Origin of the sequence: Pseudomonas sp. B7(2017), from assembly GCF_002112745.1 — a bacterium.
In the GTDB taxonomy this organism is placed as follows: domain Bacteria; phylum Pseudomonadota; class Gammaproteobacteria; order Pseudomonadales; family Pseudomonadaceae; genus Aquipseudomonas; species Aquipseudomonas ekonensis.
The window spans coordinates 89,297-116,192 of the sequence record NZ_NEIP01000007.1 but is presented as its reverse complement, the minus strand read 5'-3'; the positions used below and the strand labels follow the sequence as shown (position 1 = coordinate 116,192).

The window sequence follows — 26,896 nt, the reverse complement described above, 5'->3', positions numbered from 1 at the left end:
TGACGCTATCACCGGGGCCGCGGCGCGGCGAGGCGAAACCCGGCAGAAGTTATCTCAGGTCAAGGAATCGTCGAATAAACCGCTGCGCCCGTTGCGCGCCGACCGTCGGCCGCAACCGGGCGCTCAGGAACGGAAGATCTCGAAAGGCTCGACCCGCAGCACCTTGCCGATGCCCAGGTAGCTGGACACCCCGGCGATCAGCAGCACCAGGCCGAACGCCAGGCCCAGGTTCCAGAACGTGATGATCGCCGCATAGTTGGGCAAGTACGTTCGCCCCAGCGCAATCACCACGGTGACCAGGCCCACCCCCAGGCCATAACCGGTCAAGGCCGTGGAGAGCGCCATGTACAGGATCATCAGGAGCAGGTCCCGGGGGTTCGCCCCGATCGCCTTGAGCGCCGCGAACTTGTCCAGGTTCTCGAGGATGAAGCTGTAGAAGATTTGCCCTGAAATGGATAACCCGACCAGGAAGCTGATGGTCGTCATCAACAATATGTTGGTGCCGACCCCGGTCTGGTAGATGTAGAAGTCTGCGATGCGTTGGTTGAACTGCGCCCGGGTCAGCGCCACATAGCCCAGCCGGGCGACGCTTTCCTGAATGCGCGCCACCGCCTTCTCGTCCCTGGGCTTGACCAGGATGTAGGAGATCTTGAACCGGGCGGTCGGCACGTATTCGATCGCCCGCCGATAGGTGGTGTAGAGGGTCGGCACGCCGATCAGCCCGCCGGTCAGCACCTTGGCGATGCCGACCACGGTGCCGCGGTGGTCGTTGAGCTCGAAGTCGGTGCCGATGCCAGGGCTTCCGAGCTTTGCGTATTCGGCGTCATGCACGATGACAAAGCCGTTCTCGGCGTAGAGCGCCTCGATGGCGCCCTGCTCCAGGTCCGGGCGGCCGTACAGGCTGGTGTCGTCGAGGCCTACGACGCTGACGATCTGATAGGTGCCGTCGGCCAGGCGGGCCTGGGCATTGCCGACGAACAGCGGGACGGCATAGTCCACCTGATCCAGGCTGCGCACGGCGTCCAGCAGGTAGTCCGGTAGCGCAATGACCGCGGTGGGCGTGTTCACCGCCGGATCGATCACCCACATGGGCGCGCCGATATTGGTGACCGTCGAGTAGGCCCGGGTCAGGATGCCGGCGAACATCGCCGTCATCTGCATCATCAGGAAAACCGAAAAGGTCAGGCCCACCAGCAAGGCGGAGAACTTCGCCCGGTCGCTGACCAGCAGCTTGAACCCGATGCGCAGTATCCCGGTGTACTTCATGGCGTCTCCTTGCCGGCCTGCGCCGCCGGGCCGTTCCACCCGCCACCGCCCAGCGCCACGAACAGCGCCGCTGTCGCCTGGCGGCGCTGGGCCGTCGCCTCCAGCAACGCGATGTCAGCCTGTTGCAGCTGCACATCGGCCACCAGCACATCGATGTAGGGCACCAGCCCCGCCCGGTAACTGACCTGCAGCGCCTGCAACGCAGCGTCGGCCGCCTGCGCCGCCTCGCTGCGCTTCTGCAAGGCCAGCGCATCGAGCTGCAACGCGTCGAGCAGGTCCGCCACCTGCGAGAACGCGCTCAGCACCACTTGCCGATAGGCCGCGTCCGCCTGCCGGTAAGCCTCCAGCGCCGCCTTGCGTTCGAACCACAACCGCCCGCCTTGGAACAACGGTATGTCGACGGTGGGCCCGATGGACCAGAAGCGTCCCGAAAACAAGGAACCGAGCGAAGTGCCGCCGGTGCCGTAGCTGCCCGTCAGTTCGATGCCGGGAAACAGGGCGGCGGTGGCGACCCCGATGGCGGCGCTGGCCTGATGCAGCTGCGCTTCGGCCATGCGGATGTCCGGGCGCTGGCGAACCAGCTGCGAAGGCAGGCTCACCGGCAGGTCGTGCGGCAGGCGCAAGCTGTCCAGGGGGATGTCGGGCAACGTCAGCTGGTTCGGCGCCGCGCCCGCCAGGCTCGCCAGCAAGTGCCCCGACTCGATGAACCGGAGGCGGACATCGGCCAGTTGCGCCTCGTTGGTCGCGATCAGGCTTCGCAGGCCCGCCTGCGCCGAGTCCGCCAGGGTGCCGCCGCGCACTTGCGCATCGGCGACGCTCAACTGCTGTTGCAGCAAGCCGATCAGCCGCTCCGTTGCCTGCACTTGCGCCCCGTAGGCGGCGCGGGCGATCGCCGTGTTGACCACATTGCCCGTCAGCGCCAGGTACGCCGCCTGCAAGCGGAAGGTCTGCAGATCGGCCTGCGCCTGCAGCCCTTCGACCGCCCGCCGCTGCCCTCCGGCCACGTCGAGCACATAACGGACGGTCGCCCCCAGCGTCACGACGCTGAAGACCGAATCCGCCACCGCCAGCCCCGGCTGCTCGGCGCTGCCGCGTTGCCGGCGGCCGGCAAGGCTGGCGCCGACCTGCGGGTAGTAGACGCCCTGCCCGGCCTGCAGCAGGTCGTGGCTCTGGCGCAGGCTGGCCTGCGCCGCCTCCAGGGTCGGGTTGCGCTCGATGGCCTGGCGGACGAGGCCGTCGAGCGGCGGCGAACCGAACAGCGTCCACCAGTTCCACGCCAGGTCGCCGCCTGCGACGAACCGTTGGCCCTGCCCCTGCACCGTCTGCGGGTCGGCGAGGGTGCCCTGCCAGTAAGGCTGCCGCTCGGGGGCCTGGGGCGGCGTGAAGTCGGGCCCCACCGTGCAGGCGGCCAGCAGCGACAGCCCGCAGAGGATCGCGTACCGCAGGCCCAGGGTGCTCATGGCCTCTTCCGGCTGATGAACACGTCCACCAACTGGCCGGGATAGATGGCCGGCAGCCCTTTGCTTTCGAACCGGAACAGCACCGGCAGCACCCTCAGGTCCACCCGTTCCTGCCGCTGGTTGGACAGTTCGATCTTCGGAGTGACATAGGGCTGTATCCGCCAGAACTGCAACGGCACCCTGGTCTGGGTGCCGCGGATCGCCATTTGCGCCTCCATCTGGTCGGCCGGCGGCAACTTGTCGATCAGGATCTCGTCGACGTAACAGCGGACCACCAGGCGCTCCTGGCCGCCGGTCATGACCACCAGCGGCGTGAACCCCTGCGTGTGCAGGCTGTAGACCCCTTGCGGCGACACGTAGCTGCCCACGGCCCCGTTGAGGGTCACCACCGTTCCCTCGGCCGGCGCCTTGATCACGTAACGCGCCAGTTCGGCCGCCGATGCCTTGAGCGCCGCCCGGGCCTGCGCCGCCTGGTTCTTCGCCGTGTCCAGGGCGTCCACGCTGATCGACCGAGCATCCATGCGGTAGGCCGCCAGCCGCTTGGCGTATTGATCGGCGGCGACCGCCAGGTTGGCCTCGGCCAATTCGAGGTTCGCCCGCGGCACCGCGTCATCGAGCGCCACCAACGGCGTCCCGAGGCTCACGGGCTGTCCTTCGCGCACCAGGATCCGCGTCACGGGCGCCGCGACTTGGGGAAAGATCACGATGTCGCTGCCCCCGGCCTGTTCGCTCTCGACGATGCCGTTGGCGTAAATGGCCGCCCGCTCGCTGCTGGTCGGCGGGAAGACCGGGGGCAGCGGCTCGGGCGTGCGGCCGAACAGGTAGGCCGCTTCCAACCCGGCCAGCGCCCCCAGGAGCGCGACCGCCTGCAGCCATGGGCTTTTCATGGCATCGTCCGGTCGCGCTCGATGACCCGGCCGTCTTCCATATGCACGACGCGGTCGGCGAACATTTCGATGCGGGCATCGTGGGTGACGATCAGCACACAGCAGTGCGCCGTGAGGATCTGCTGCCTGACGAACGCGATGACCATTTTGCCGGTGTCGCCGTCGAGGGACGCGGTCGGCTCGTCCAGGATCAGCAGGCTCGGGCTGCCGACGATGGCCCGGGCGATGGCGACCCGCTGCTGCTCGCCGCCCGACAACTTGGCCGGAATGAGGTCGGCGCGGCCTTCCAGCCCGACCACCGCCAGGCATTGCCGGGCCGCCGCCAGCGCATCGTTCCAGGGCCGGTGCCGCAGGATCAGCGGAATCGCGACGTTCTCGGCGCAGGTCAGCCGCGTGAAGAGGTGGTAGTCCTGGAACACGAACCCGAAATGCGCCAGGCGCACCTGCGCCAAACGCTCGCCGTCGAGGCTCCAGATGTCCTGGCCGTTGATGGCGACGGTGCCGGCGTCGGGCCGCAGGATGCCGGACAGCATGCTCAACAGCGTGGTCTTGCCGCTGCCCGAGGGGCCCACCAGATAGACCATCTCGCCGAACCGCGCGGTGAAGTCGACACCGTCCACGGCCTTGACCCGCGCGGCGCCCTCCCCGAACCCTTTGCTCAGTCCGCGTGCGGCGATGGCGGGCATGGCGTTGCGATCGACCGACAGGTTGCTCATGGGCCCTCCCGCGCAAGACCTGTGACGCAGCCATCAAGGTAGGCCGGCGGGACCCGCCAGGTTTGACCTGGATCAGGTCCGCCCAAGGCAGGCCGGATAAGGTCAGGGCGAATACCGTCACGCCCCGGCAGGTGACCCATGAGCCTCTCCGTTCCCTCAAGGCTTCGTCTGTACGATGAAGAAGACCTCGACCGCATCCTGCGTGAAATGGCCTGCCAGGCCCTGGCCCGGATGCCCGCGTCGCGGATGGCGCTGATCGGCATACAGCGGCGCGGCGAACCCCTGGCCCGGCGTCTGCAGGCTCACTTGCAGTCAATGGCCGGCGGGCCGCCGTTGCCGCTCTACCCGGTCAAGGTCAAACGTTACGCGGATGACCTCAGCGTGCTGCATGCCCAGGCGCAGCTCACGGAGAACCCCGAACTGGCCCGGCTGAACCTGGCCGAGACGTCCTTGCTGGTGGTCGACGACGTGCTCTACGAGGGACACTCGCTGCTGCGCACCTGCGCCTACCTCGCCGGGCTGGGCGCACGGCATGTGCTCAGCGCCGTGCTCGTGGACCGCCATGTGTGCCGCCAGCCCGTGCACGCGGACATCGTCGGCATCCACCTGCAGGTCGCCGCGAAAGACATCGTCGAGTGCCACGTCCCGCCCTACGAGGCAGACTTCTGCGTGGAGGTGGTGCGCCACGGCCGACCTTGACAAATATCAAGGCCCGCCGGGCCCGTCGCGTCACGCTGGGGCCTGCCGCTGCGCCTGCACCGAGGCGGCCATCGCGGCGGAGGCCATCATGAATGAATTTTCGCGACTGTTACTGATCTGCCATCCGGACCTGCACCCCTCGCCCGCCCTGACGCGGGCTCAACTGCTGGCCAAGGCCACGGGCGCCACGCTGCACCTGGTGGCCCTGAGCCAACTGCCCTCACACCTGGCGACCCTGGACCGGGTCCTGCGCAGCCACGCCCGCCAGCAGGACGCTGAGCACCGCGGCGCCTGGCTCGATGAACAGGTCCGGGCGCTGGCCGGGCAAGGCATCGACGCCTATGCCGAAACAGTGGATGACGAAGACCCGCTCAACGACCTGATCCGCCTGGCCCGGGAGCAACGGGTGCACATGGTGATCAAGGACATCCGCCACGAGACCGCCCTGAGCCGCGCCCTGCTCACACCGCTGGACTGGCACCTGCTGCGCGCCTGCCCGCTCCCGCTGCACTTGGTGGCCCAGGCCGCCCCGCGGCTGCCGGAGCGCGTGCTGGCTGCGGTGGACCTGGCCGAAGACGATCCGGCCGTCGAGACACTCAACGAACGCGTCCTGCAAGCGGCACAGGCACTGGCGCAGCGCTGCAAGGCGCCGCTGCACCTGCTGCAGGCCTATGAGCCCAGCAGCAGCTTCGTCGCCTATGCCGCCGCGCCGGTGGCCTGGACCCAAGAGCTGGTCGAGGATATCTCCGGGCGCGCCCGCGAACGCATGGCCCGGTTCGGCAGCCGCTGGGGCGTTGCACCCGAGCGCCAGCACCTGTTGCAGGGCCCTGCGCGCAGCGTCATCGGCGAATTCGCCGACCAACACAGCTTCGATGTGGTGGTGATGGGCACCCTCTACCACGAAGGGGTGGCCAAGATCATCGGCAGCACCACCGAACAGACCCTGTACAGGATCCGCTCCAGCCTTCTCGCGATCCCCGGCTGACCGCGCCGCAGCCCGCCGGCCACGGCCTTCGGGCCATGGCCGGCGGGCATCTTTCAGTCACGGTGCCAGTCGACGCTCAGGTACACCTCGCTGTCGCTGTAGCGGTAGCTGCAGGTGCCGTCATAGGCGGCCTTGAGCTCATGGCCGATGAGATTGGCCAGGTGGGTGCCGGTGGTGGTCGCCACCAGGGCGTCCGGCCGGCAGTCGATGTCGATCAGCCGTTCCAGCACGTGCGTCTGCCGCTCCTGCTGCTCGGCGTTGTGCATGAGCTGGCGGATCTCGGCCTCATGCCCGGCCAGGAAATGCCCCGTCACCCGGACCTGGCCGGCAGCGGCCCGGTCCTCGATGCGCCGGCATGCCGGACAGACCGTCGATTCCACCGCCCCGGCCTCGGCCGGTGCGTGCCAATGCCATTCGCCCTCATGGTAAACGGCGCCGCATTGCGGGCAACGCGCCTTGCCGCCGGGGCGAAGCGGCGTGGCGTAGGGGTCGAACCGCTGCGGCTTGAACAGTTTGTCCTTGCGGCTTTTCTGGAATTTATCCATGGGCGTGCTCGCTGTGCAGGTGATGAGGGGCGCAGGCCCAGGCCTGCGTCGTCCTGCCCAGTGTCCGTCCCGCAGGCAGGGCCGACTTGATAATCGTCAAACCGGGGCGCCGCACCGCGCCTATGTCGGGCGTGAACTTCTTGCGGAGCCGACGCTGATGAAAGAACCGCTTGCGTTACTGTTCGCCCTGCACGGCAGCCAGGCCTACGGCGATGCCGTGGCGCGGCGCCGCGCACGGCTGAGCCGTTGCTGGCGCCTCACACCGCCAGGATGTTGCAGGGCACCTGGTACAGCACGTGTTCGGTGGTGCTGCCGAACAGGCGCTCAAGCCCCCGCGCCGCCGGCCGGCCCATGACGATTACGTCCACCGGGTGGGCCTCGATGTAGTCGTTCAGCACCGGCACCGGACGCCCGATGACGAAATGGCGGCGCTTGCCCGGCGCACCGTGGCGGTCGGCCAGTGCGTTGAAGTCGTCCTCAAGCTCTTCGCGCAAAGGCTCGGTGATGTCGTCGACGGCCCACGCGCCGTAGGCCATGTCGCCCATGTAGGCCACCGACAAGTCACAGGCATGCAGCAGGTCCAACTGCGCACCGGTCTGCAGGGCCAGCGCGTTGGCCTGCTGCACGATCGCCTCGTTGCGTGCCTCGCCTTCGGCGGTATTGTCGGCCACGTCCACCGCCGCCAGGACCTGGTGCGGCAAGGCAGGCCCGGCGGCGCCCAGCAAGTAGACCGGAATCGGACAATGGCGCAGAAGTTTCCAGTCCAGCGGCGTGAAGAAGGCGCGCTTGAGCGCCGGTTCACGCTCGACTTGCTTGAGCAACAGATCCGGCTTCATTTCCAGGGCATGCGCCAGGATGTCCTCCTCCAGGTCATCGCTCCAGGCCACCTCGACGGTCACCTCCACGCCCTTGGCGCGCAACGCGCCCGCTTTTTTTTCGAGCTGCGCCTGCCTGACTTGCAGAAGCGCCTGGCGCTTGGCCTGGTGTTCTTCGGTGTCCAGCAATCTGGGCCGGTCGTGCGCCGCCAGCAGGCCGACGATGTGCAGATGGGCCGAACTGGATCGGGCCAGGGCACCGGCCTGTTCCAGGGCGTTGGATTGATGCAGTGCCGGATTCAGGATCAGCAGCAGGGTTTGATAGTGGCTCATGATGGACTCCCGTGATCGGGCGCGCCTGACCGTTCAGGCTGCGCGGTTGCATCCGCTTTGCGCCGGACAGGACACCGCCCGGCAGGCGGGTCAGGGGCAAAGGGCCGGTGCTGGCAGCGTCCCCCAGCGCGCGCCCTGACGCTTGATTTTTATCAACCGCGCGCAGGCGCTACTTGCGCAAGGCCTGGCGCAGTTGCCGCACCTGCGCCTGGGCGTCGTCCGCCCTGCGCAAGGCCTCGTCGGCGGTCCGCTCGACCCGGTCGAGGCGGTAGCACACCTGATCGGCGCGCAGCCGGGCGGTGGCCGCGTTGTCCTCCGCCGACTCCAGGCGCGCGTCGTATTCCTGCGCACGCCAAGGCGTGCATCCCGAGGCCGCCGCCAGCAGCAGCCCCGACAGTCCCACCCACAGCAAGCGTTGCATGGCCGTGTCTCCGTGCATGCCCAAGATGACCCGAGTATCGGCGCCGGCACCGGGCGGGGCCTGACATTTATCAATCGGCCCGGTGCCCGCGGAGTTTGACCTTTGTCAATCGCGCTGCCGCGCCCGGGCGTAAAAACAAAGTCCCCGGGCGATCCGGCCCGCCTTTGAACCCGATAGCGGAGACCCTCATGAACGACCTCGACTTGCGCGACCTGGTGCTCGAAGAGCTGCAGTTTCAACCCGACATCCACGCCGCGAGCATCGGCGTGACGGTACAGGATGGCGTCGTCACCCTGTCCGGCCATGTCGACAGCTACGCCCAGAAAGTCAGCGCCGAACGCACGGTCAAGGCCATGAAAGGCGTGCGCGGCCTGGCCGAGGAAATCGAAGTGCGGCTGAACAGGCTCGAAGGCACCGCGGACGACACGATTGCCGCCCGCGCCCTGAAAATCATCGCCTGGAGCTCGGACGCCAATGTGGAAGGCATCCAGGTCACCGTGCACAAGGGCACAGTGACCCTGGAAGGCGAACTGGACTGGCAATATCAGAAAGAAGTGATCGAGCAGGCGGTGTGGCACCTGTCCGGCGTGGTGCGCGTGCACAACCGCATCACCCTGAAGGCCCGCGCCGATGCGGTCGACATCAAGCGCCACATCGAGGATGCGCTCAAACGCAGCGCCGAAATCGAGGCCGACGGCATTCGCGTCACCGTCAACGGCAGCGTGGTCCGGCTCGAAGGCAAGGTGCACCTGATGCGCGAGCGCGAAATGGTCGAGCGCGCGGCCTGGGCGGTGCCCGGCGTGAGCAAGGTCGAAGACTTCCTGCTGATCGCCTGATCCGGCAGGTCACCGGGAGGCCCGGCCATGAACAAGGATCAACCCTGGAAGCTTTATCTGGCGGTGATCGGGGTGTCGCTGCTCGTGGCCGTCCAGCTCGGCCTGTTCAACCGCCAGGCCGAGCAGGTCATTGCCTACAGCCAGTTCCTGCAGTTGCTGGATCTGCAGAAGGTCAGCGACTTGCGGATCGAGCGCGACCGCATCGTCGGGCGGTTGCAGGAACCCGTAGACGGGCGCACGCAGTTCTCCACGGTCCGGGTGGATCCGGCGTTGAGCGGGCAGCTCGCGCACTCGGGCGTGGCCTTCAGCGGAGTGGCCGAGGACAGCGTCCTGTCCGCCCTGATCGGGCTGTTGCCGCTGCTGGTGATGTTGGTGCTGTGGTATTTCCTGCTGCGCGGGCCGGGCGAAAGGCGCGGCCTGGGCGGACTGATGAATGTCGGCAAATCCCGAGCGCGGGTGTACGTGGAGCGCGACATCAAGGTCACCTTCGCCGACGTGGCCGGCCTGGACGACGTCAAGGACGAGCTGACCGAGATCGTGTCGTTCCTCAAGGACCAGGCCTGGTATGGCCGCCTCGGCGCCCATGTGCCCAAAGGCACCTTGCTGGTCGGGCCGCCGGGCACCGGCAAGACCCTGGTCGCCAAGGCCATCGCCGGCGAAGCCGGGGTGCCCTTCTTCTCGATCTCCGGCTCGGAATTCGTGGAAATGTTCGTCGGCGTGGGCGCCGCGCGGGTCCGCGATCTCTTCGAACAAGCCAGGCTGGCGGCGCCCTGCATCATCTTCATCGACGAGCTGGACGCGCTGGGCAAGATGCGCGGGCTCGGCAACCTCGGCGGCAACGACGAGAAAGAGCAGACGCTGAACCAGTTGCTGGCCGAGCTCGACGGCTTCGATCCCCGCGAAGGCGTGGTGCTCCTGGCCGCGACCAACCGGCCCGAGGTGCTGGATCCGGCGCTGCTGCGCGCCGGTCGGTTCGACCGGCAGATCCTGATCGACCGGCCCGACCGCAAGGGTCGCCTGGCGATCCTGAAGGTCCACCTGAAAAAGATCCTCAGCCAGAACGGCCTCGACTGCGAACGCATCGCCGCGATCACCCCCGGCCTGACCGGCGCCGACCTGGCCAACCTGGTCAACGAGGCCGCCATCATCGCCACCCGCCGCAACAGCCAGCAGGTCGAACTGCCGGACTTCACTGCGGCGCTCGAACGCCTGGTCGCGGGCGTGGAGCGCAAGGGCAATGTCCTGCGCGAGGACGAGCGCCGGGTGGTCGCCTACCACGAAATGGGGCATGCCCTGGCGGCCAGCAGCCTGCCGGCGATGGATCCGGTGCACAAGGTGTCGATCATTCCCCGGGCCGCCGGCTCGCTGGGCTACACCCTGCAACGGCCCACGGACGACCGCTTCCTGATCAGCGCGCAGATGCTGCGCGACCGCATCGCCGTGCTGATGGCCGGGCGCGCCGCCGAAAGCCTGGCGTTCGGCCAGGTCTCGACCGGGGCCGCCGACGACCTGGGACGCGCCACCGACATCGCCCGGCAGTTGATCACCCGCTTCGGCATGAGCGCGGAACTGGGTCAGGCGGTGCTGGAGCGGCAATCGACCCGCTACCTCGGCGACGCGGTCATGCAGCAGGAGCACAAGGACTATTCCGAACAGACCGCCCGTGAAGTCGACCTGGGCATCCGCCACTTGCTCGATGAGGCCTACGGCCGCGCCCGTGCGCTGCTGGAGCAGCGGCGGCAGGATCTCGACGCCGGGGCCCGCCTGCTGCTCGCCCGGGAAACCATCACCCCCGAAGAGTTTCCGGCGCTGCTGCCCCAGGCCGGCGAACCGGCCGCCTGCACGCTGGTGAACGAAGCCAGATGACCGACCGATCCTGCCCGGGGCACCGACCATGCTGACCGTCACGCTGATCAACACGCTCGTGGTGATCCTGGTGGTGGTGATCCACTACGAATGCCTGCTGCGCCTGAACGACTGGCTGCCGCGCCTCAAGCTCTGGGCCCGGTTCCGGATCGTGGTGGGGGTGTTCGGCGCGTTGCTGGCCCATGCCATCGAAGTCTGGTGCTTCGCCCTGGTGTACTACCTGATGGCGCACGCCGAAGGCTGGGGCACGCTGAGCGGCAATTTCGACGGCAGCCTGCTCGACTGCGTGTACTTTTCCTTCACCACCTACACCACCATCGACTTCGGCGACATCGCCCCCACCGGCCACCTCAAGTACCTGACCGGCCTGCAGGCACTGACGGGCCTGGTGCTGATCACCTGGACCGCCTCGTTCCTGTTCCTGGAAATGCAGAAGTACTGGAAGGCCAAGTAACGCCGGTTCACCGGCCTGGGCGTGCGCTCCAGCGCCACTGCGCGACCTCCGGCAGGTCCTCGCCGTGCCCGATCAGGTGCAGCTTGTGCCGCTCCATCATCGACCAGTAGCGGCTGCGCGCCTGTTCGGCCTGCGGCTGCAGGCGCGGCACGCGCTCGAACACGTCCAGCAGCAGTTGGTAGCGGTCCAGGTTGTTGATGACCGCCATGTCGAAAGGCGTGGTGGTGGCGCCTTCCTCACGGAAGCCGCGCACATGGAACCGTTCCGGATTGGCGCGCCTGTAGATCATCCGGTGGATCAACGCCGGGTAGCCGTGGAAGGCGAAGATCACCGGGCGGTCCGCGGTGAACAGCGCCTCGAACTCGCTGTCCGGCAAGCCGTGGGGATGCTGTTGCGCCGACTGCAAGGCCATCAGGTCGACCACGTTCACCACCCGGATCCGCAAGTCGGCGGCGCACTCGCGCAGCAGCGTCACCGCCGCCAGCGTCTCCAGCGTCGGCACGTCGCCGGCGCAGGCGAGGATCACCTCGGGATGGTCATCTTCATGGCCGGCCCAGGCCCAGCGGCCGATGCCGGCCTGGCAGTGCAAGGCCGCCGCCTCGCCGTCGAGCCATTGCCATTCGCGCTGCTTGCCGGCGACGACCACGTTGATGTAGCCGCGGCTGCGCAGGCAATGGTCCGCCACCGACAGCAGGCAGTTGGCGTCCGGCGGCAGGTAGATCCGCGCCACGTCGGCCTTCTTGTTGGCCAACAGGTCGAGAAAGCCCGGATCCTGGTGAGAGAAGCCGTTATGGTCCTGGCGCCACACGTGGGACGTCAACAGGATGTTCAGCGACGCGACCGGCTTGCGCCACGGCACCTCGGCGGCGGTCTTCAGCCACTTGGCGTGCTGGTTGACCATCGAATCGACGATATGGATGAACGCTTCGTAGCACGAGAACAGGCCATGGCGGCCGGTCAGCAGGTAGCCTTCGAGCCATCCCTCGCACAGGTGCTCGCTGAGAATCTCCATCACCCGGCCCTGCGCGCCGAGATGAGCGTCGTCGCTACCGTGCGGGTCGAGCCAGACCTTGTCGGTGGCCTCGAACACCGCGTCCAGGCGGTTCGACGCCGTTTCGTCCGGCCCGAACAGGCGGAAGTTGCGCGACACAGCGCTGTTTTTCATGACATCGCGCAGGTAGCCGCCCAGCACCCGGGTCGCTTCGGCCCGCACCTGGCCGGGGCCGTCCATCTGCACGCAATAATCGGTGTGGCACGGCAGATCCAGCGCGCGCAGCGTCAGGCCGCCATTGGCATGGGGGTTGGCGCTCATGCGCCGCCGCCCGGACGGAGCCAGCGCGGCCAGTTCCGGCCGCAGCGCGCCTTGGGCATCGAACAGTTCTTGCGGTCTGTAGCTTTCCAGCCATTGCTGCAGTTGCAGCAAGTGCAGCGGTTTGGCCAAGTCCGCCAGCGGCAGTTGATGGGCGCGGCAGGTGCCTTCGATCCGTTGCCCGTCGACGAACGTCGGCCCGGTCCATCCCTTCGGGGTGCGCAATATCAGCGCCGGCCACAGCGGCCGTTCGACACCCTCCCCGGCCTCGGCCTGACGGGCCAGGCGCTGGATGCGGCAGATCTTGTCGTAGATCACCTCCAGGGTGCGGGACAACGCCCGGTGCACCTCCATGGGTTCGTCGCCTTCGACGAAATAAGGGTCGTAGCCATAGCCGCACATCAGGCTGGTGAGTTCGTCCTCGCTGATCCTGGAGAGCACGGTGGGGTTGGCGATCTTGTAGCCGTTGAGGTGCAGGATCGGCAGCACCGCCCCGTCGCCTGCCGGATTGAGGAACTTGTTACAGTGCCAGCTCGCCGCCAGCGCACCGGTCTCCGCCTCGCCGTCGCCGATCACACAGGCGACCAGCAACTGGGGGTTGTCCAGCGCGGCCCCGTAGGCGTGAACCAGGGAGTAGCCCAGTTCGCCGCCCTCATGGATCGAGCCGGGAACATGGGGGCCGACGTGGCTGCCGATACCGTAGGGCCAGGAGAACTGGCGGAAAAGCCGGGCCATCCCCTGGGCGTCCCGCGACACCGCCGGATTGAGCTCGGTGTAGGTGCCGTCGAGGTAGGCCTGGGCCACCATGGCCGGCCCGCCATGGCCGGGCCCCGCGACGAACAGCACGTTGAGGTCGTGCTGGCGGATGAGCCGGTTCAGGTGCGTGTAGATCAGGTTGAGGCCCGGCGAAGTCCCCCAATGCCCCAACAGCCGGGGCTTGATGTCGGCCAGTTGCAGCGGGCTGGCCAGCAGCGGGTTGGCCTGCAGGTAGATCTGCCCCACCGTGAGGTAGTTGGCCGCCCGCCAGTAGGCATCCAGCCCCTCCAGTTCCTCGGTGCCCGGATAATCGCTCATGATCGCCCCCTCGGGTGATGGCCTCGGCGCGGCCGCGTTCAGATGTCTTCGGCGCGGATGTCTTCCTCTCGCAGGCTCTGTTGGCGGATCAGCAAGGTCAGTTCGTGCAGGCGGTCGGACAGCAAGGCCACCAGATCGTCCGCCGTGGCGATCCCCACCAGCAGGCCGAAGTCGTCCACCACGGGGATCCGCCGGATGTTGGCGCGGCGCATGTTCAGGATGACGTCGAACAGATCCTCGTTCTGGTTGGCCGTGATCAGCGACCGGGGCAGCACGTCGACCGCCCTCAGTTCGTCCTGGTCCGGCGGGTTGCGCGCCACGATCCGCAAGGCCAGGTCCCGGTCTGTGATCAGGCCGACCGGCCGGAAGACATCGTGCTCGCGGTCGACGGGCTCGACGAGCACCAGATCGCCGACGTGGTACTGGCTCATCATGCGCGCGGCGGCGTAGATGGAAATGCCGGGCGGGGCCACGACCACATCCCGGTTGCAGTATTTGCCAATGGACATGAAGTTCACCTCGGGTTGAAGGGGCGGAGCCTCCCTGCTCCTGGAACGGTATGACGCGCCGGTCATTTGCCGCCTTTGATCGGGATCACTTTTTCCGGATGGATGGCCTCGGCGCGTTTGGGCAGGTGCACCAGCAACACCCCCTTGGCGAACTGGGCATTGATCTTCTCGGCGTCGACTTCGCGGGGCAGTTGGAAGACCCGTTCGAAGCTGCCGTAATGCCGCTCGGACAGGTGGTACTCCTTGCGCTTTTCGTCGACTTCTTCTTGCTTCTCGCCACGGATCACCAGGTTGCCGTTGGCGAGCTTGATTTCGATGTCCTTGTCGTCCACGCCAGGCAATTCGGCGCTGATGCGGTATTCCTCGGCCAGTTCGCTGATGTCCATCGCCGGCATGCCGTGGGAGAACAGGTCTCGCCGCCAGAAGGGTTCGAGATCGAACGGCGTATGGCTGAACGGCATGCGCATCGGACGCCGCCCGAAATCATCGAACAGACTGTCGATCTGGCGCCGCAACTGCTGGAACGGCCGCCACAGGTCCGGGGCTTCGACGCCGGGCGGCGACGCTTTGGCTGGCTGGGCGGCAACGGGGGTGACAGGGACTTTTTTGGCTGCTTCGGACATGACGACCTCCTCGTTTGAGTGATGCCTCCCTGGGAGACGCTTCGATCTTGCGCGGCGCTCACCCGCCCCGTTTGATCTTTATCAACCTGCGCAACGCTGCGCCCGCCCCGTAACTTGATCGCGATCAAAGTCAGGCCCAGGCATGCGCCTAGGCTGGACGAACCGTGGTCAACCCCCGGCGAGCGGCGAGGTGTCTATGGATCGGGAAGACAGCGGATCCGTCCGCGTGCTGCAGACGTCATCGGGGCCGGGCATCCAGCAATGCCTACGCTTGGCGCTTGGCGGCCTGCCCACCGCCGAACCGATGGCGGGGCAATATTGCTTGCTGGGCGACGGCCGGCAGCGCTGGCCTTGCAGTTATGTGAGCCTGCCGGGCGCGACCGGACGGTTCATCGTGACCGTCCACGCGGCCCGACCGCTGGCGCGGCCGGGTGAGCGGCTGGCCTATTCCGGCCCGCTGGGCAGCGCCTGGCCGCTCCCCTTGCAGAGCACGCGGCTGTTGGCCATCGCCCGGGGCGAAGGGGTGCTGACGCTGCTCGGCGCGCTGGATGAGGTGCGCTGCTGGCTGCCTGCGCTGCAACTGCGGCTGCTGCACGATGGCTTCGCTCCCGGGAAACTGCCCGACGAATGCAAGACGTGGTTCTCGGCGCTGCCTCGCGTGCCGCGCACCAGCAGCAGCGGATGGCTGCAACTGATCCACCTGCTGGACACTTACAGGCCGGACACGGTGTTCTGCTGCGCGCCGTCGCAGGTGGCCCGCCAGGCCGCGCGCCTGTGTTGGCGAAAGGGGGTGTCGCCGCAGCGTATCTGGCTGCGGCCGGATCAGGTGCAGCGCCCCACGTGGGCCGGGCCGGTGCAGCGTTATGACCGGGTGCTGGCGATGCTCAAGTGGGTTCCTCCAGATGGCTGAGGTCGATCAGGCCCTGCTCGTCGACCAACGTCACTTCACGGCCGGCGCAGCGGATGAGCCCGGCCTGGACGAACCGGGTGAAGGCCCGGCTGACGGTTTCCAGGGTCAGGTCGAGGTAGTTGGCGATGTCGCCGCGCGACATGGGCAGAGTGAAGATGTCCGCCCGCAGCCCCCGGGCGTGGTAGCGCGTCGACATGCCCAACAGGAAGATCGACAGCCGTTGGTCGGCCCGTCCGTGGCAGCAGCGCAGGTGGTCGTCCTTGCCCTGGATCCCCAGGCTGAGCATGTGCAGCAGTTGGTAGCGCAGGCCGGGGATGTGGCCGGACAGGTCGACCAATTGATCCAGCCTGATCGAGCAGACCAGCGAGATGTCCAGCGCCACGGCGTAGCTGCGGTAATGACTGGCGCCGATGGCGTCCAGCCCGAGCATTTCCCCCGGCAGGACGAAACCGGTGATGCGCTCGTTGCCTTCGGCATCGAGCAGGTGACTCTTGACGGTCCCTGAGCGCAGGGCGAACACATGCTCCATGGGTTCATCGGCCTTGAACAGGTATTGCCCGCGCTTCAGGGGCCGGTTGCGGCGGACGATCCGCTCCAGCCTGTCCACTTCCTCGGCGCTGAGGCTGGCGGGCAGGCAGAGCCGGCTCAAGGAGCAGGCAAGGCACTTCACATGGGGCCTTGCACCCGTGTCGGAAATGCCTGACATGGCAATGCCTCCGCTTTGATGTGCGGGCGTTCTTTCACATTAGCCCCTCGGGCCCATGTTTCCGGGCATTCCGACCAAGGGTCAGGCCCGGCGCGCGAGGGTTTGACGAAGGTCAAGTCGGTGGGGGAACAGGCACCGAAACTGGCCCTGTTCATTCCGACACACGAGGACATTGCCATGGCTCCCGCCGATACCGGTCTTCAACCTTCCATCCCTGCGTTCCCGACGCCTGCGGGCGAGCACTGGATCGAGTCCCTCGACAACGGCACCCACGTGCTGATCAGGCCCCTGCGGGCCGCGGACCGGCAACGGGAAAAGGCTTTCATCGAACGCCTGTCGCCGGAATCCCGGCACTTCCGCTTCCTGTGCCAGTTCAGGGAACCTGGCGAAGCGATGCTCGATCAACTGATGAAGGTCGACCAGGACCGCCAGGCGGCGTTCGTCGCCCTGGCCCATGTGAATGGTGAGCTGCAGGAAGTGGGGATCTCCCGCTACGCCGCCGGTGCCGGCAAGGATGAGTGCGAATGCGCGGTCACGGTGCTCGACAGCTGGCAGCACCACGGCCTCGGCCGCCTGCTGCTCAAGCACCTGACCGACCACGCCAGGGCCAAAGGCTTCCGGCAGATGTATTCGATCGATGCCGCCGCCAATCACCCGATGCGCGATCTGGCCAAGGCCGCCGGGTTCAGCACGGCCACCGACCCGGACAACCCCAGCCAGGTCATCCACCGCCTCGCGCTGGCCTGATCCCTGGCCTCGCCCTGGCGCGCTCCGGAGCGCTTGCCCTCCAGGACCGCGCCAGGGCGCATTCGCGCCCCCCCTGAAGGAGGATGCCCCCATGAACGGTCCTTCGCAGAAACTGATGGAAAGGCTCTACGGCAAACCGCATCAGGTCGACGCCGCCGAGATCGCGCCCCTGTTGCGCCAATATGCCGAGCCACTGCCCGATCCCGACTCGCCGGCCTTCGCCGACCTGTTCGACCGCTACGCCGACGCCCGCGTCGTGCTGCTGGGCGAAGCGAGCCACGGCAGCAGCGAGTTCTACCGCGCCCGGGCGGCCATCACCCGGCGGCTGATCGAGCGGCATGGCTTCCACATCATCGCCGTCGAAGCCGACTGGCCCGACGCCGGCCATGTCGACCAGTATGTCCGGGGCCTGGCCCATACGGCCTGGAAGCGCCACATCTTCAGCCGCTTCCCCACCTGGATGTGGCGCAACAGCGAGGTCAAGGCCTTCGCCCATTGGCTGCACGGACACAACCATGCACTGGCCAACGACCGGCGCGTGGAGTTCCGCGGGCTGGACGTCTACAGCCTGCGCAACTCCATCCACGAGGTGCTGGCCTACCTGGACCGGGCCGACCCGCACCTGGCCCGTGAGGCCCGACGGCGCTACGGCTGCCTCACCCCCTGGCAGGACGACCCGGCCCTGTACGGCCATTTCGTCGAACGCGGCGGCGTGATGCCTTGCGAACAGCCCGTGATCGAGCAATTGAACGTGATGCTGGCCGAACAGCTCGGCGGCCTCATCCGCAACGACGAGGCGTTTTTCAACGCGACCCGGAACGCCCGGGTGATCATCGCCGCCGAACAGTACTACCGCGCCATCTACCGCGGCTCGACCGCCTCGTGGAACCTGCGCGACCGGCACATGTTCGAGACCCTGCGCTCGCTGCTGGAGCACCGCGGCCCCGACGCCAAGGCCGTGGTCTGGGCGCACAATTCGCACATCGGCAATGCCGGCGCCACGGAGATGGGCTGGAAGGGCCAGTTCAACATCGGCCAACTGTGCCGCAACGCCTTCGGCCGCGACGCCGTGCTGATCGGCATGGCCACCGACCGCGGCCAGGTGGCCGCCGCCGATGACTGGGACGGCGACATGCGGATCAAGGACATCCGGCCCGCCCGGCCCGACAGCTGGGAGCACCAGTTCCGCCTGGCCGGCGTGCCCGTCTCGCTCACCGACTGGCGCGACCCGCAGCGCCAGGAGCTGCGCCGGGCCTTGTCCACGACGCTGCTGGAGCGGGCGATCGGGGTGATCTACCGGCCGGACAGCGAACGCCTCAGCCACTATTTCGAAGCCGCGCTGGCCGAGCAGTTCGACGCCTTGGTCTGGTTCGAGCAGACCCGGCCTGTCGCCGCCCTGCCCCTGCCGCAACGGGAACAGATGGAACCCGAGGACGACACCTATCCGTTCGGCGTCTGACGCGACCGCCGGCCGGCCTCAAGGCCGCGAGGGCTTCAGGCCCCGGCCTGCTGCATCAACGCGACGACCTCCTCATCGGAGGTCTGGGGAAAGTCTTCATACCAGTAGCCGACCGAGACCATCCGTTCGGGCACCAACGGGCAGACCACCTCGTCCACCTCGTTGCGCAACGCTTCCAGGGTGTCCGGCGGCGCCACCGGCACCGCGACCACCAGGCGCGCAGGCCCTTGCCGGCGAACGGCCTCGACGGCCGCCAGCATCGAGGCGCCGGTCGCCAGGCCGTCATCGATGAGGATCACCACCTGGTCCTTGAGGTTCAGCGGCGGGCGGCCTGCGCGGTAGGCCTGCTCCCGGCGGGCCAGTTCGCGGGTCTCCCGGTCCAGCACGGCGGCGAACGCGTCCCGGTCGACCTTGAAGGTGCGCAGTGCATCGTCGTTGAGGATCTGCACGCCGCCCCCGGCGATGGCGCCCATGGCGTACTCGGGATGGCCCGGTGCGCCGAGCTTGCGCACCACCAGCACGTCCAGGCGCACCTGGAGGGCGGACGCGACTTCGCAGGCGACGGGCACGCCGCCGCGGGGCAACCCCAGCACGATCACGTCGGGCCTTGCGCCATAGCGGCTCAGCGGCTCGACCAGGCGCCGCCCGGCCTCGCTGCGGTCGAGAAACCGGTTTTTCAACACGGGGATCTGTGACATGGGAACGCCTCCTGCGCACCGACGGGAGCGCATCGTTCAACGGACGGTCAGGCGTGCCGAGCCCTTCACGGTTCGTCCGCGCCGGACTCTTCCAGCAGCAGGTCGTACTGCGTCAGGCAACGCCGCTCATCCGCCGGCATCAGGGCCTTGAAGCCGCTGACCTCACGCAGCGGCGTGCCGAACAGCGCCAGGCGCAGCACCCCGTTGCGGTCGAGGAACGTCTGCGCAAGGCAGGTGCACACCGGTTTGCCGACCAGCGCGGTGAGCTGTCCGTCGACGGGGGTCTGCACCTGGGCCTGCAGATTGGCCTCGCAGTTGTCCACGATACGCGCCACCGAGCGGCCTGCCAGCCACAGGGTGCCCCCGCCGACCACCGCCAGCAGCACCAGCACACCCAACGCGATGTTCGACTCCCGGGTGACCGACCGAATGAAGCCAAGCCTGGCCTGCCAGCCGCTGCCCTGCCCGTCGAAGATCGTCCGTGCCACGGTGCGCTTCACCCCACGCTGCACCGCCCAGCCCAGGGCGACGCTCAAGGCCAGCAAGGACAGCAGCACCGCCGGATCCTGCATGGGCAAGCGCCAGGTCGGGCTGAGCGTCCGATAGGCGGCGGCCGCGACCAGCAACGCGACGATGGCCACGATCCATCCCAGGCTGCCCTTGGGTCGGTGCCTCCAGGCCCGCAGTCTGGCCCTTGCCTGCGTTTCCATGTGAACCTCCCGCGCCGTCTAGCGCACTGGGTCTAATGAGACGGTTTCCTGATGCTCGGGCACGCGGACCTGCCAACCCAGTTCCAGGCTGATGCGCCGGCGCAGGGTGTCGGCGGCATGCGGCTCGCCATGGATCACATAGGTCTGGCGCGGCGGCCGGGTGAACCCGCGCAGCCACGCCATGATCTCGTCGGCGTCGGCATGGGCCGACAGCGTGTCCATCGCATGCACCTGCGCCCTGATCGGCACGTCTTCGCCCTGCAGCCGCACGCTGCGGGCGCCGGCGACGATATCGGCGCCGCGGGTGCCGCCGGCCTGGAAGCCGGAGAACAGGATGCTGTTGCGCGGATTGGGCGCCAGCGCCTTGAGGTGGTGCAGCACTCGCCCTCCCGTGGCCATGCCGCTGGCGGCGATGATCACCGCCGGTTCGCGCAACTGGTCCAGGTGCCGGGACTCGTCGACCGTGCGCACGATACGCGTGCCCTTGCACATCGCCACGCATTCGTCCGGGGTCAGCCGGTGTTCGTTCCGAAATTGCAGGTACAGGCTGGTGGCATCGGTGGCCATCGGGCTGTTGAGGTACACCGGAACATCAGGTATCAGCCCGTCGCGCTTGAGTTTGTACAGGTAATACATGAGCAACTGGGCACGGCCGACGGCGAACGACGGCACCAGGGTGATGCCGTGGCGCAGGAGCGTCTGGGTGATGACCTGGGCCAGGTACTGCTCGGTCGACTCCGTCGGGTGCCGACGGTCGCCGTAGGTGGACTCGACCAGCAGCACGTCCGCCGCCGACACCGGTTCCGGCGCGCGCATGATCGGATCCTGCGGGCGACCCAGGTCGCCGGAGAACAGCAAAGTCTGGCCGTCGACGCCGAGCTGCACCGTCGCCGCCCCCAGGATGTGCCCGGCCGTGCGCAACAGCAGTTCAATGCCGGGCGCGATCGGGGTGGCCTGATGCAGTTCGACCGGACGGAACAGCGTCAGCGCCCGCTTCGCGTCCTCTTCGGTGTAGAGCGGCCGTGCGGGCGAGTGCTTGGAGTAGCCGTGCCGGTTGGCATGCTCGGCCTGCTCCTCCTGCAGCCGGGCGCTGTCGAGCAAGAGGATCTGCGCCAGGGCGCAGGTCGCCGGGGTGGCGTAGATCGGCCCGCTGTAGCCTTCCCGCGCCAGCACCGGCAAATAGCCGCTGTGGTCGAGGTGGGCATGGGTCAGCACCACCGCATCGAGTTGACGCAGCGCCGGCGGCAACGGTTCCCAGTTGCGCAGGCGCAGTTGCTTGTAGCCCTGGAACAGTCCGCAGTCCACGAGAACCCGGGTGCTGTCGCGGGTCAGCAGGAATTTGCTGCCGGTCACGGTGCCGGTGCCGCCGAGAAAAGTCAGTTGCATGGCCAGGGCTCCCAAATGTCGGTCGCGTGAGGATGAACCGCCAGCACGCTGCAAGGCGGATGGCTGATGATGCGTTCGGTGGTGTCGCCCAGCAGCTTGTCCAGGCCCTTGGGCTGCACGACGCCCATGACCGCCACATCGATGTGCAGCGCCGCGACCTGGTCGCGGATCACCTGCGCAGGGTCGCCTTCGATGAAGTGCCGGCACGCCGGCGCGACGCCTTCCGCGTCCGCCAGGCGGTCGAAGGGTTCTTGCAGGACAACGCGCATTTCATCGATCCACGCCTGGGTGACGTTCATGTCGGAGGCGAAGACCCCGATCAAGTCGTAGGCCGAGAGCAGGTGCAATTGAGCGTCGCATTGCAGCGCCAGGGCCTGGGCGGCCCGCACCAGTGCGCGGTTGAAGCGCGCCTGGGCATCCGGCGCATCGACCGCCGACGTGTCCACGGCCACCAGGATGCGCTGCGGCAGCGACACCGCGCCCGCCGGCACAAGGTGCGTGAGCCCCTTGAGGCCGCGCATCAGCGCGCAGTCCAGCGGCGTGCTGAACAGCCGCGCCAGGGCCGACGCCCCTTCGCTGTCCTTGATGACCATGTCGGGCTGCAGTTCGCCGATGTAATCGATGGCCTGGCCGCGCAGATCCTCCGCCCGCAGGCTGTCGACCGTCAGTGCGCAACCGCTGCCGCGGTGCCGTTCGACCAGGCTGGCCAGCCGTGCACGGTAATCCTCGAACTGGCGCTGGATCTCGGTCTCGTTCAGGCGCTCCTCGCTGAGCAGGTGCGCCTCGGACGGTTCGAACAGCCCGAGCACGTGCACCCCGGCACCGCTGGCATGCGCCAGGGCCAGAGCCCTGCGCAACGCGGCCGAATGCGGATCCACCTCGGTGAGCAGCACCAGCAGTTGTCGATATTGACCCATGGCGGACCTCCGGGCCTGCGCGGCAGGCGTGTCGATGCCTGCGATTGTCGGAACCCGGTCGTGCGTCGGCTTGACGAAGATCAGAAAATGGCCACCTGCGCCGCAACTTGACGATTGTCAGAAACGGGCCGCTGCGCCACGGTACAACGGCTTCACCCCTATCGGGCCGAGGGCCGGGAGGCGACATGGCGAGGCAGCGGATTGAACAGCCAGAGGCTGGCGAACACTGGGTGGAACAACTGGCGGACGGCGCGACCGTGCTCATCCGCCCGCTGCGGGAGGAAGACCGCGAGCGGGACAAGCGCTTTCGCAGCACCCTCGCCTACGAATCCCGGCGCTTCCGTTTCATGACCGGGCTCAGCGGCGGCCTGGCGGGGCTGGAGATGCAGCGCACGGCGCACGACCTTCCGCCCGGCCTGGCCTACGTAGCGCTGGCCCATGCCGATGGCCAGCTCCGGCAGGTCGGCGTCTGCCGTTGCGCCGCCATCCCCGGTGGCCGCCATTGCGAATGCGCGGTCGCGGTCAGCGAAGACTGGCAACGCAAGGGGCTGGGCCGTCTCCTGCTGCAACGCCTGGTCGCGGCGGCGCAACGCAACGGCTTCGAATGCATGGTCTCGATGGATCTGGCGAACAACTACGCCATGCACCATCTGGCCAAGGCGCTGGGGTTCACGTCCCGCTACGTACGGGGCGACGTCAGCGAAATTTTCCACGAACTCGATCTGCGCCCCTGAAACACCGGGCTGACGAGCGGCACGTCACGGCAGCGCGCAAATTTGACGCGGATCAAAGATCGGGGGCATCGACGGCGCACAGTAGCCCCACATCACGCCCGATCACCGTCCCCGGAGGCGAGCCATGGCACAGAAGATGAAAGCGGCAGTCTTCGTCGAGAGGCACCGCATCGTACTGGAGGAAAAGTCCGTCCCTGACATCGGCCCGCTGGATGCCTTGGTGCGCATCACCACCACGACCCTTTGCGGCACCGATGTGCACATCCTGCGGGGCGAATACCCGGTGGCCAAGGGCCTGACCGTGGGGCACGAGCCGGTGGGCGTCATCGAAAAGCTGGGTTCGCAGGTGCAAGGCTTCCATGAAGGGCAACGGGTAATCGCCGGCGCCATCACGCCCAGCGGCCACAGCAACGCCTGCCTGTGCGGGTGCGCGTCCCAGGACGGTGCCGGCACGCCGCACGGTTTCAAGGCCATCGGCGGCTGGAAGTTCGGCAACATCATCGACGGCTGTCAGGCCGAGTACGTCCGCGTTCCGGACGCCATGGCCAACCTCTGCGCGATCCCCGACCACCTGAGCGACGAGCAGGTGCTGATGTGCCCCGACATCATGTCCACCGGATTCTCCGGCGCCGAACGGGGCGGCGTGACCGTCGGCGACACGGTGGCCGTGTTCGCCCTGGGGCCCATCGGCCTGTGCGCCGTCGCCGGTGCCCGGCTGCTCGGCGCCACCACTGTCATCGGCGTCGATACGGTGGCCGCGCGTATGAGTGTGGCCCGCCGGCTCGGCGCCGATCATGTGATCGACTTCCGGCAAGGCGACGTGGTCGATCAGGTCATGGCCCTGACCCACGGCCGCGGCGTGGATGTGGCCATCGAGGCCCTGGGCACCCAAGGCACCTTCGAATCGGCCCTGCGCGTGCTGCGACCCGGCGGCACCCTGTCCAGCCTCGGCGTGTACAGCGCCGACCTGCGCATCCCCCTGGGCGCCTTCGCCGCGGGCCTGGGCGACTACCGCATCGTCACCACCCTGTGCCCCGGCGGCAAGGAACGCATGCGCAGGCTGATGGAGGTGGTCGCCAGCGGCCGGGTCGACGTGTCGCCCCTGGTCACCCACCGTTTCCGGCTCGATGACATCGAAGCCGCCTACGAACTGTTCGCCAACCAGCGCGACGGCGTGATGAAGGTGGCGATCACACCCTGACCTGTCCCGCCGGCGGCAGGGATGCCCTCGCTTTGCACCGCTTTGCAGTTGTCATGCTCATGCACGCTCAGGAGGCTCCCATGAAGGTCTACGTCGAAAAGAACACCGAACAGAACGGCTGGTGGGTCCGCCTGGACGACTGGCGGGTACGCTTCAACACCGCCGCCGAGGCCGAATCGTTCGTCGAACGCCTGACTGCCCGGCTCGATGCGCCGCATAGCCGGGACATGCTGGCCGGCGGATCACCGCTGGCCGACGCGGCGAACACCTCGCTGCCGGCAGCCCTGCGATGCGTGCAGGAGGCCTGACCATGACCCGCCAAACGACCGCCGCCCGGCTTGTCCACCCCGTACCGGATCACGGCGCTGCACCGATCCGTCTGCAACCCTTGCCCCCTGCCTGCGCAGCCTGCCGGGTCAGCGGCCTGTGCCTGCCGACCGGACTGCCGGTGGACGACAGCCAATGCCTCGGCGCGCTGATCGGCCCGCGCATCCGTATCCACAAGGGCGCCCCGCTGTTCAACGCCAATGACCCGCTGACCACCCTGTACGCCGTGCGCTGCGGCAGTTTCAAGACGAACCTGAACAACGCCGAAGGCCAGGGCGTGGTGATCAATTTCTGGATGCCCGGCGACGTGCTGGGGCTCGATGCCATCGCCACCGAACACCATGTGTGCGACGCCATCGCTCTGGAAGACAGCGAGGTCTGTCCGATCCCCTATCGCCGGTTGCAGGCCCTGGCCCGCGACTTCCCGGTCCTGCAGCAAAGCCTGAACCGCCTGATGAGCCGGGAAATCGTGCGCGAGCACGAGCGGGTGCTGATGCTCTGCAACCTCACCGCCGAAGAGCGTCTGGCCAATTTCCTGATCGACCTGTCGCGCTGCTTCGTGGATCGCGGCTACTCGGCCCAGAGCTTCATCCTGCGCATGTCCCGCGAGGACATGGCGTCGTACCTGGGGCTGCGCCTGGAAACTGTGTGCCGTTCTGTCGCCCGCCTGCGTGCCCAGGGCATCGTCAACCTGCAGGGCCGGCTCGTGGAAATCCTCGACATGACCGCGCTGCGGGCGCTCGAACAGGGCGTGGGCGACATTGACCGCAAAAGCGGCCCCAAACACCCCGACCACCTGCCCCCCGGATAGGCTCTCGCACGGCAGGGGCACCGGACGGTTGCCCCCCCCGTTGCGCGCCACGCAAGACTGTATTGCCGCCGGAACGATTGATAGCCACCTAACGAAAGGCGCATGCTAGAGGGCTTGCGCGCTGCTTATATCATTCCGAATGATAGTTACCTTCGCGCCATTCGATTCGTTTGCCATTACCCTGCCGATCATCATCCGCCCATCTTCAATACTTTGGCGGATGTATCCATGGAACAATCACTCAAACATTTGCGCTTCCCCTTGGCCCTTCTGGCCGTGCTCGTGATGAGCGCCTGCGGCAAGGCGCCGCAGACCGCCGCCAACATGCCGGCCGCCAAGGTCAGCGTGGCCAAGGTGCTGGAGCAGCCGGTCAACGAGTGGGACGAGTTCACGGGGCGCCTGGAGGCGCCGGAAACCGTCGAAATCCGTCCGCGGGTCTCCGGCCAGATCGACGAGGTCGCCTTCACCGAAGGCGCGCTGGTCAAGAAAGGCGACTTGCTGTTCCAGATCGACCCTCGCCCGTTCCAGGCCGAAGTGCGCCGCCTCGAAGCCCTGGTCGCCCAGGCCCGCGCCAACGCCACCCGCAGCGAAAACGAAGCCGTGCGCGGCGAACGCCTGCGTACCAGCAACGCCATTTCCGCTGAACTGGCCGACTCGCGCACCAGCGCCGCCCAGGAAGCCCGCGCCGCCGTCGGTGCCCTGCAGGCACAACTGGACCTGGCCAAGCTGAACCTGAGCTTCACCCGCGTCACCGCACCGATCAGCGGCCGCGTCAGCCGTGCCGAAATCACCGCCGGCAACCTGGTGACCGCCGACACCACGGCGCTGACCAGCGTGGTCTCCACCGACAAGGTCTACGCCTACTTCGACGCCGACGAGCGCGTGTTCCTCAAGTACACCCAGCTCGCCCGCCAGGGCCAGCGCGGCGCCACCACGCCGGTGTACATGGGCCTGTCCAACGAAGACGGCAACCCGCACCTGGGCCAGATGAACTTCGTCGACAACCAGGTCAACCCCAAGACCGGCACCATCCGCGGCCGTGCGGTGTTCGACAACACCGACGGCACCTACACCCCCGGCCTGTACGCCCGCCTGAAGCTGGTCGGCAGCGGCACCTACAACGCCATGCTGATCAACGACGAAGCGGTCGGCACCGACCTTGGCAAGAAGTTCGTGCTGGTGATGGATGCGGACAACAAGACCGCCTACCGCCCCGTCGAACTGGGGCCGAAGATCGAAGGCCTGCGCATCGTGCGCAACGGCCTGAACAAGGACGACACGATCATCGTCAAGGGGCTGCAACGGGTGCGTCCGGGTTCGCCGGTCTCCCCTGAAGTGGTTCCGATGGCCAGCGAGCAGACCCTCGCGGCCCTCGCTCAACAACGACAAGCGCTGGAAGCCAGCAACCTGCCCAAAGTCGCACCCGCCAAGGGCGCGCAGGGTTCGGTTGTGAAACTGGCTGCTGCGACCCCACGCGGTTAAGGGACAACAA

Annotated in this window: 28 protein-coding genes; 13 read left to right on the top strand and 15 right to left on the bottom strand. The window is 67.5% G+C overall.

Features of this window, described 5'->3' with window-relative positions; all coding sequences use genetic code 11:
* Positions 1–123: 123 nt before the first annotated feature.
* The 4 genes from CAG29_RS15470 to CAG29_RS15455 are packed head-to-tail and all read right to left on the bottom strand — an operon-like array spanning position 124 to position 4,329.
* Positions 124–1,266, bottom strand: coding sequence for an ABC transporter permease (locus CAG29_RS15470; protein WP_085694730.1), 1,143 nt, complete (start codon positions 1,264–1,266; stop codon positions 124–126).
* Complete coding sequence (locus tag CAG29_RS15465; protein ID WP_085694729.1) at positions 1,263–2,726, bottom strand: efflux transporter outer membrane subunit; 1,464 nt, start codon at positions 2,724–2,726, stop codon at positions 1,263–1,265. The genes CAG29_RS15470 and CAG29_RS15465 overlap by 4 nt, the downstream gene beginning before the upstream one ends.
* Positions 2,723–3,613, bottom strand: coding sequence for a biotin/lipoyl-binding protein (locus CAG29_RS15460; RefSeq protein ID WP_085694728.1), 891 nt, complete (start codon positions 3,611–3,613; stop codon positions 2,723–2,725). The genes CAG29_RS15465 and CAG29_RS15460 overlap by 4 nt, the downstream gene beginning before the upstream one ends.
* Entirely contained in the window at positions 3,610–4,329 is a 720-nt protein-coding gene (locus CAG29_RS15455) for an ABC transporter ATP-binding protein (RefSeq protein ID WP_085694727.1), read from the bottom strand. Before CAG29_RS15455 ends, CAG29_RS15460 begins: the two co-directional genes overlap by 4 nt.
* Positions 4,330–4,467: 138 nt before the next feature.
* Between CAG29_RS15455 and CAG29_RS15450 the strand changes: the two genes are divergently transcribed.
* On the top strand, positions 4,468–5,028 hold the full coding sequence (locus CAG29_RS15450; RefSeq protein WP_085583195.1) for a phosphoribosyltransferase family protein: 561 nt from the start codon (positions 4,468–4,470) through the stop codon (positions 5,026–5,028).
* A gap of 88 nt (positions 5,029–5,116) precedes the next feature.
* The gene (locus CAG29_RS15445; protein ID WP_085694726.1) at positions 5,117–6,013 is read left to right on the top strand and encodes a universal stress protein; all 897 of its coding nucleotides are present in this window, start codon (positions 5,117–5,119) and stop codon (positions 6,011–6,013) included.
* Positions 6,014–6,066: 53 nt separating this feature from the next.
* Here CAG29_RS15445 and CAG29_RS15440 read toward each other — a convergent pair whose 3' ends face one another.
* The 3 genes from CAG29_RS15440 to CAG29_RS15430 all read right to left on the bottom strand — a co-directional run bounded on the left by CAG29_RS15440 (position 6,067) and on the right by CAG29_RS15430 (position 8,127).
* A complete protein-coding gene (locus CAG29_RS15440; protein WP_085583199.1) occupies positions 6,067–6,558 on the bottom strand; it encodes a BCAM0308 family protein in 492 nt (163 codons plus the stop codon).
* 257 nt (positions 6,559–6,815) lie between these two features.
* The gene (locus CAG29_RS15435; RefSeq protein ID WP_085583201.1) at positions 6,816–7,706 is read right to left on the bottom strand and encodes a universal stress protein; all 891 of its coding nucleotides are present in this window, start codon (positions 7,704–7,706) and stop codon (positions 6,816–6,818) included.
* A 169-nt stretch (positions 7,707–7,875) separates the two neighbouring features.
* The gene (locus CAG29_RS15430; protein ID WP_085583203.1) at positions 7,876–8,127 is read right to left on the bottom strand and encodes a hypothetical protein; all 252 of its coding nucleotides are present in this window, start codon (positions 8,125–8,127) and stop codon (positions 7,876–7,878) included.
* A 188-nt stretch (positions 8,128–8,315) separates the two neighbouring features.
* Here CAG29_RS15430 and CAG29_RS15425 point away from each other — a divergent pair, with 188 nt between their 5' ends.
* The 3 genes from CAG29_RS15425 to CAG29_RS15415 are packed head-to-tail and all read left to right on the top strand — an operon-like array spanning position 8,316 to position 11,283.
* Positions 8,316–8,963 (top strand): BON domain-containing protein, encoded by a 648-nt coding sequence (locus CAG29_RS15425; RefSeq protein ID WP_085694725.1) that lies wholly within the window; start codon positions 8,316–8,318, stop codon positions 8,961–8,963.
* A gap of 27 nt (positions 8,964–8,990) precedes the next feature.
* The gene (gene ftsH / locus CAG29_RS15420) at positions 8,991–10,829 is read left to right on the top strand and encodes an ATP-dependent zinc metalloprotease FtsH (protein ID WP_085583207.1); all 1,839 of its coding nucleotides are present in this window, start codon (positions 8,991–8,993) and stop codon (positions 10,827–10,829) included.
* 28 nt (positions 10,830–10,857) lie between these two features.
* Positions 10,858–11,283 (top strand): potassium channel family protein, encoded by a 426-nt coding sequence (locus CAG29_RS15415; RefSeq protein WP_085694724.1) that lies wholly within the window; start codon positions 10,858–10,860, stop codon positions 11,281–11,283.
* A 7-nt stretch (positions 11,284–11,290) separates the two neighbouring features.
* Here the strand turns inward: CAG29_RS15415 and CAG29_RS15410 are convergent, their stop codons facing one another.
* The 3 genes from CAG29_RS15410 to CAG29_RS15400 all read right to left on the bottom strand — a co-directional run bounded on the left by CAG29_RS15410 (position 11,291) and on the right by CAG29_RS15400 (position 14,798).
* Positions 11,291–13,666 (bottom strand): phosphoketolase, encoded by a 2,376-nt coding sequence (locus CAG29_RS15410; RefSeq protein ID WP_085694723.1) that lies wholly within the window; start codon positions 13,664–13,666, stop codon positions 11,291–11,293.
* A gap of 38 nt (positions 13,667–13,704) precedes the next feature.
* The gene (locus CAG29_RS15405; RefSeq protein WP_085583295.1) at positions 13,705–14,175 is read right to left on the bottom strand and encodes a CBS domain-containing protein; all 471 of its coding nucleotides are present in this window, start codon (positions 14,173–14,175) and stop codon (positions 13,705–13,707) included.
* Between the two features lie 62 nt (positions 14,176–14,237).
* On the bottom strand, positions 14,238–14,798 hold the full coding sequence (locus CAG29_RS15400) for an Hsp20/alpha crystallin family protein (protein WP_085583213.1): 561 nt from the start codon (positions 14,796–14,798) through the stop codon (positions 14,238–14,240).
* Positions 14,799–15,024: 226 nt separating this feature from the next.
* On the opposite strand from CAG29_RS15400, the gene CAG29_RS15395 reads away from it, so the two are divergent.
* Positions 15,025–15,708 carry a hypothetical protein gene (locus tag CAG29_RS15395; protein ID WP_256576791.1) on the top strand — a complete coding sequence of 228 codons (684 nt, stop codon included), beginning with the start codon at positions 15,025–15,027 and terminating at the stop codon, positions 15,706–15,708.
* Here the strand turns inward: CAG29_RS15395 and CAG29_RS15390 are convergent.
* Positions 15,683–16,414, bottom strand: a complete 732-nt coding sequence (locus CAG29_RS15390; protein ID WP_085694721.1) for a helix-turn-helix domain-containing protein — start codon at positions 16,412–16,414, stop codon at positions 15,683–15,685. The two genes, CAG29_RS15395 and CAG29_RS15390, sit on opposite strands and share 26 nt — an antisense overlap.
* 177 nt (positions 16,415–16,591) lie before the next feature.
* On the opposite strand from CAG29_RS15390, the gene CAG29_RS15385 reads away from it, so the two are divergent.
* Both CAG29_RS15385 and CAG29_RS15380 read left to right on the top strand, forming a co-directional pair.
* Entirely contained in the window at positions 16,592–17,161 is a 570-nt protein-coding gene (locus tag CAG29_RS15385) for a GNAT family N-acetyltransferase (RefSeq protein WP_085632573.1), read from the top strand.
* A gap of 91 nt (positions 17,162–17,252) precedes the next feature.
* Positions 17,253–18,620 (top strand): erythromycin esterase family protein, encoded by a 1,368-nt coding sequence (locus tag CAG29_RS15380; RefSeq protein ID WP_085694720.1) that lies wholly within the window; start codon positions 17,253–17,255, stop codon positions 18,618–18,620.
* 35 nt (positions 18,621–18,655) lie between these two features.
* On the opposite strand, the gene CAG29_RS15375 is transcribed toward CAG29_RS15380, so the two are convergent.
* The 4 genes from CAG29_RS15375 to CAG29_RS15360 all read right to left on the bottom strand — a co-directional run bounded on the left by CAG29_RS15375 (position 18,656) and on the right by CAG29_RS15360 (position 22,331).
* Positions 18,656–19,318, bottom strand: a complete 663-nt coding sequence (locus CAG29_RS15375) for a phosphoribosyltransferase (protein ID WP_085694719.1) — start codon at positions 19,316–19,318, stop codon at positions 18,656–18,658.
* Positions 19,319–19,383: 65 nt separating this feature from the next.
* Positions 19,384–20,028, bottom strand: coding sequence for a hypothetical protein (locus CAG29_RS15370; RefSeq protein ID WP_256576790.1), 645 nt, complete (start codon positions 20,026–20,028; stop codon positions 19,384–19,386).
* An 18-nt stretch (positions 20,029–20,046) separates the two neighbouring features.
* Positions 20,047–21,414 (bottom strand): MBL fold metallo-hydrolase RNA specificity domain-containing protein, encoded by a 1,368-nt coding sequence (locus CAG29_RS15365; RefSeq protein WP_085694718.1) that lies wholly within the window; start codon positions 21,412–21,414, stop codon positions 20,047–20,049.
* Complete coding sequence (locus CAG29_RS15360; protein WP_085639724.1) at positions 21,405–22,331, bottom strand: universal stress protein; 927 nt, start codon at positions 22,329–22,331, stop codon at positions 21,405–21,407. The genes CAG29_RS15365 and CAG29_RS15360 overlap by 10 nt, the downstream gene beginning before the upstream one ends.
* A 185-nt stretch (positions 22,332–22,516) precedes the next feature.
* On the opposite strand from CAG29_RS15360, the gene CAG29_RS15355 reads away from it, so the two are divergent.
* The 5 genes from CAG29_RS15355 (at position 22,517) to mexE (ending at position 26,886) form a co-directional block, all read left to right on the top strand.
* The gene (locus CAG29_RS15355; RefSeq protein ID WP_085583227.1) at positions 22,517–23,065 is read left to right on the top strand and encodes a GNAT family N-acetyltransferase; all 549 of its coding nucleotides are present in this window, start codon (positions 22,517–22,519) and stop codon (positions 23,063–23,065) included.
* 124 nt (positions 23,066–23,189) lie between these two features.
* The gene (locus CAG29_RS15350; RefSeq protein ID WP_085639727.1) at positions 23,190–24,266 is read left to right on the top strand and encodes an NAD(P)-dependent alcohol dehydrogenase; all 1,077 of its coding nucleotides are present in this window, start codon (positions 23,190–23,192) and stop codon (positions 24,264–24,266) included.
* Between the two features lie 80 nt (positions 24,267–24,346).
* Positions 24,347–24,574, top strand: coding sequence for a hypothetical protein (locus CAG29_RS15345; protein ID WP_085583231.1), 228 nt, complete (start codon positions 24,347–24,349; stop codon positions 24,572–24,574).
* 2 nt (positions 24,575–24,576) lie between these two features.
* Positions 24,577–25,404, top strand: coding sequence for a helix-turn-helix domain-containing protein (locus CAG29_RS15340; RefSeq protein ID WP_085583233.1), 828 nt, complete (start codon positions 24,577–24,579; stop codon positions 25,402–25,404).
* Positions 25,405–25,632: 228 nt separating this feature from the next.
* Positions 25,633–26,886 carry a multidrug efflux RND transporter periplasmic adaptor subunit MexE gene (gene mexE / locus CAG29_RS15335; RefSeq protein ID WP_085583235.1) on the top strand — a complete coding sequence of 418 codons (1,254 nt, stop codon included), beginning with the start codon at positions 25,633–25,635 and terminating at the stop codon, positions 26,884–26,886.
* Positions 26,887–26,896 lie beyond the last annotated feature (10 nt).

Bases quoted from the DNA above. Each gene is read 5' to 3' on its own strand.
- CAG29_RS15470 (WP_085694730.1), bottom strand. From the start codon at position 1,266: ATGAAGTACACCGGGATACTGCGCATCGGGTTCAAGCTGCTGGTCAGC.
- CAG29_RS15465 (WP_085694729.1), bottom strand. From the start codon at position 2,726: ATGAGCACCCTGGGCCTGCGGTACGCGATCCTCTGCGGGCTGTCGCTG.
- CAG29_RS15460 (WP_085694728.1), bottom strand. From the start codon at position 3,613: ATGAAAAGCCCATGGCTGCAGGCGGTCGCGCTCCTGGGGGCGCTGGCC.
- CAG29_RS15455 (WP_085694727.1), bottom strand. From the start codon at position 4,329: ATGAGCAACCTGTCGGTCGATCGCAACGCCATGCCCGCCATCGCCGCA.
- CAG29_RS15450 (WP_085583195.1), top strand. From the start codon at position 4,468: ATGAGCCTCTCCGTTCCCTCAAGGCTTCGTCTGTACGATGAAGAAGAC.
- CAG29_RS15445 (WP_085694726.1), top strand. From the start codon at position 5,117: ATGAATGAATTTTCGCGACTGTTACTGATCTGCCATCCGGACCTGCAC.
- CAG29_RS15440 (WP_085583199.1), bottom strand. From the start codon at position 6,558: ATGGATAAATTCCAGAAAAGCCGCAAGGACAAACTGTTCAAGCCGCAG.
- CAG29_RS15435 (WP_085583201.1), bottom strand. From the start codon at position 7,706: ATGAGCCACTATCAAACCCTGCTGCTGATCCTGAATCCGGCACTGCAT.
- CAG29_RS15430 (WP_085583203.1), bottom strand. From the start codon at position 8,127: ATGCAACGCTTGCTGTGGGTGGGACTGTCGGGGCTGCTGCTGGCGGCG.
- CAG29_RS15425 (WP_085694725.1), top strand. From the start codon at position 8,316: ATGAACGACCTCGACTTGCGCGACCTGGTGCTCGAAGAGCTGCAGTTT.
- ftsH (WP_085583207.1), top strand. From the start codon at position 8,991: ATGAACAAGGATCAACCCTGGAAGCTTTATCTGGCGGTGATCGGGGTG.
- CAG29_RS15415 (WP_085694724.1), top strand. From the start codon at position 10,858: ATGCTGACCGTCACGCTGATCAACACGCTCGTGGTGATCCTGGTGGTG.
- CAG29_RS15410 (WP_085694723.1), bottom strand. From the start codon at position 13,666: ATGAGCGATTATCCGGGCACCGAGGAACTGGAGGGGCTGGATGCCTAC.
- CAG29_RS15405 (WP_085583295.1), bottom strand. From the start codon at position 14,175: ATGTCCATTGGCAAATACTGCAACCGGGATGTGGTCGTGGCCCCGCCC.
- CAG29_RS15400 (WP_085583213.1), bottom strand. From the start codon at position 14,798: ATGTCCGAAGCAGCCAAAAAAGTCCCTGTCACCCCCGTTGCCGCCCAG.
- CAG29_RS15390 (WP_085694721.1), bottom strand. From the start codon at position 16,414: ATGTCAGGCATTTCCGACACGGGTGCAAGGCCCCATGTGAAGTGCCTT.
- CAG29_RS15385 (WP_085632573.1), top strand. From the start codon at position 16,592: ATGGCTCCCGCCGATACCGGTCTTCAACCTTCCATCCCTGCGTTCCCG.
- CAG29_RS15380 (WP_085694720.1), top strand. From the start codon at position 17,253: ATGAACGGTCCTTCGCAGAAACTGATGGAAAGGCTCTACGGCAAACCG.
- CAG29_RS15375 (WP_085694719.1), bottom strand. From the start codon at position 19,318: ATGTCACAGATCCCCGTGTTGAAAAACCGGTTTCTCGACCGCAGCGAG.
- CAG29_RS15370 (WP_256576790.1), bottom strand. From the start codon at position 20,028: ATGGAAACGCAGGCAAGGGCCAGACTGCGGGCCTGGAGGCACCGACCC.
- CAG29_RS15365 (WP_085694718.1), bottom strand. From the start codon at position 21,414: ATGCAACTGACTTTTCTCGGCGGCACCGGCACCGTGACCGGCAGCAAA.
- CAG29_RS15360 (WP_085639724.1), bottom strand. From the start codon at position 22,331: ATGGGTCAATATCGACAACTGCTGGTGCTGCTCACCGAGGTGGATCCG.
- CAG29_RS15355 (WP_085583227.1), top strand. From the start codon at position 22,517: ATGGCGAGGCAGCGGATTGAACAGCCAGAGGCTGGCGAACACTGGGTG.
- CAG29_RS15350 (WP_085639727.1), top strand. From the start codon at position 23,190: ATGGCACAGAAGATGAAAGCGGCAGTCTTCGTCGAGAGGCACCGCATC.
- CAG29_RS15345 (WP_085583231.1), top strand. From the start codon at position 24,347: ATGAAGGTCTACGTCGAAAAGAACACCGAACAGAACGGCTGGTGGGTC.
- CAG29_RS15340 (WP_085583233.1), top strand. From the start codon at position 24,577: ATGACCCGCCAAACGACCGCCGCCCGGCTTGTCCACCCCGTACCGGAT.
- mexE (WP_085583235.1), top strand. From the start codon at position 25,633: ATGGAACAATCACTCAAACATTTGCGCTTCCCCTTGGCCCTTCTGGCC.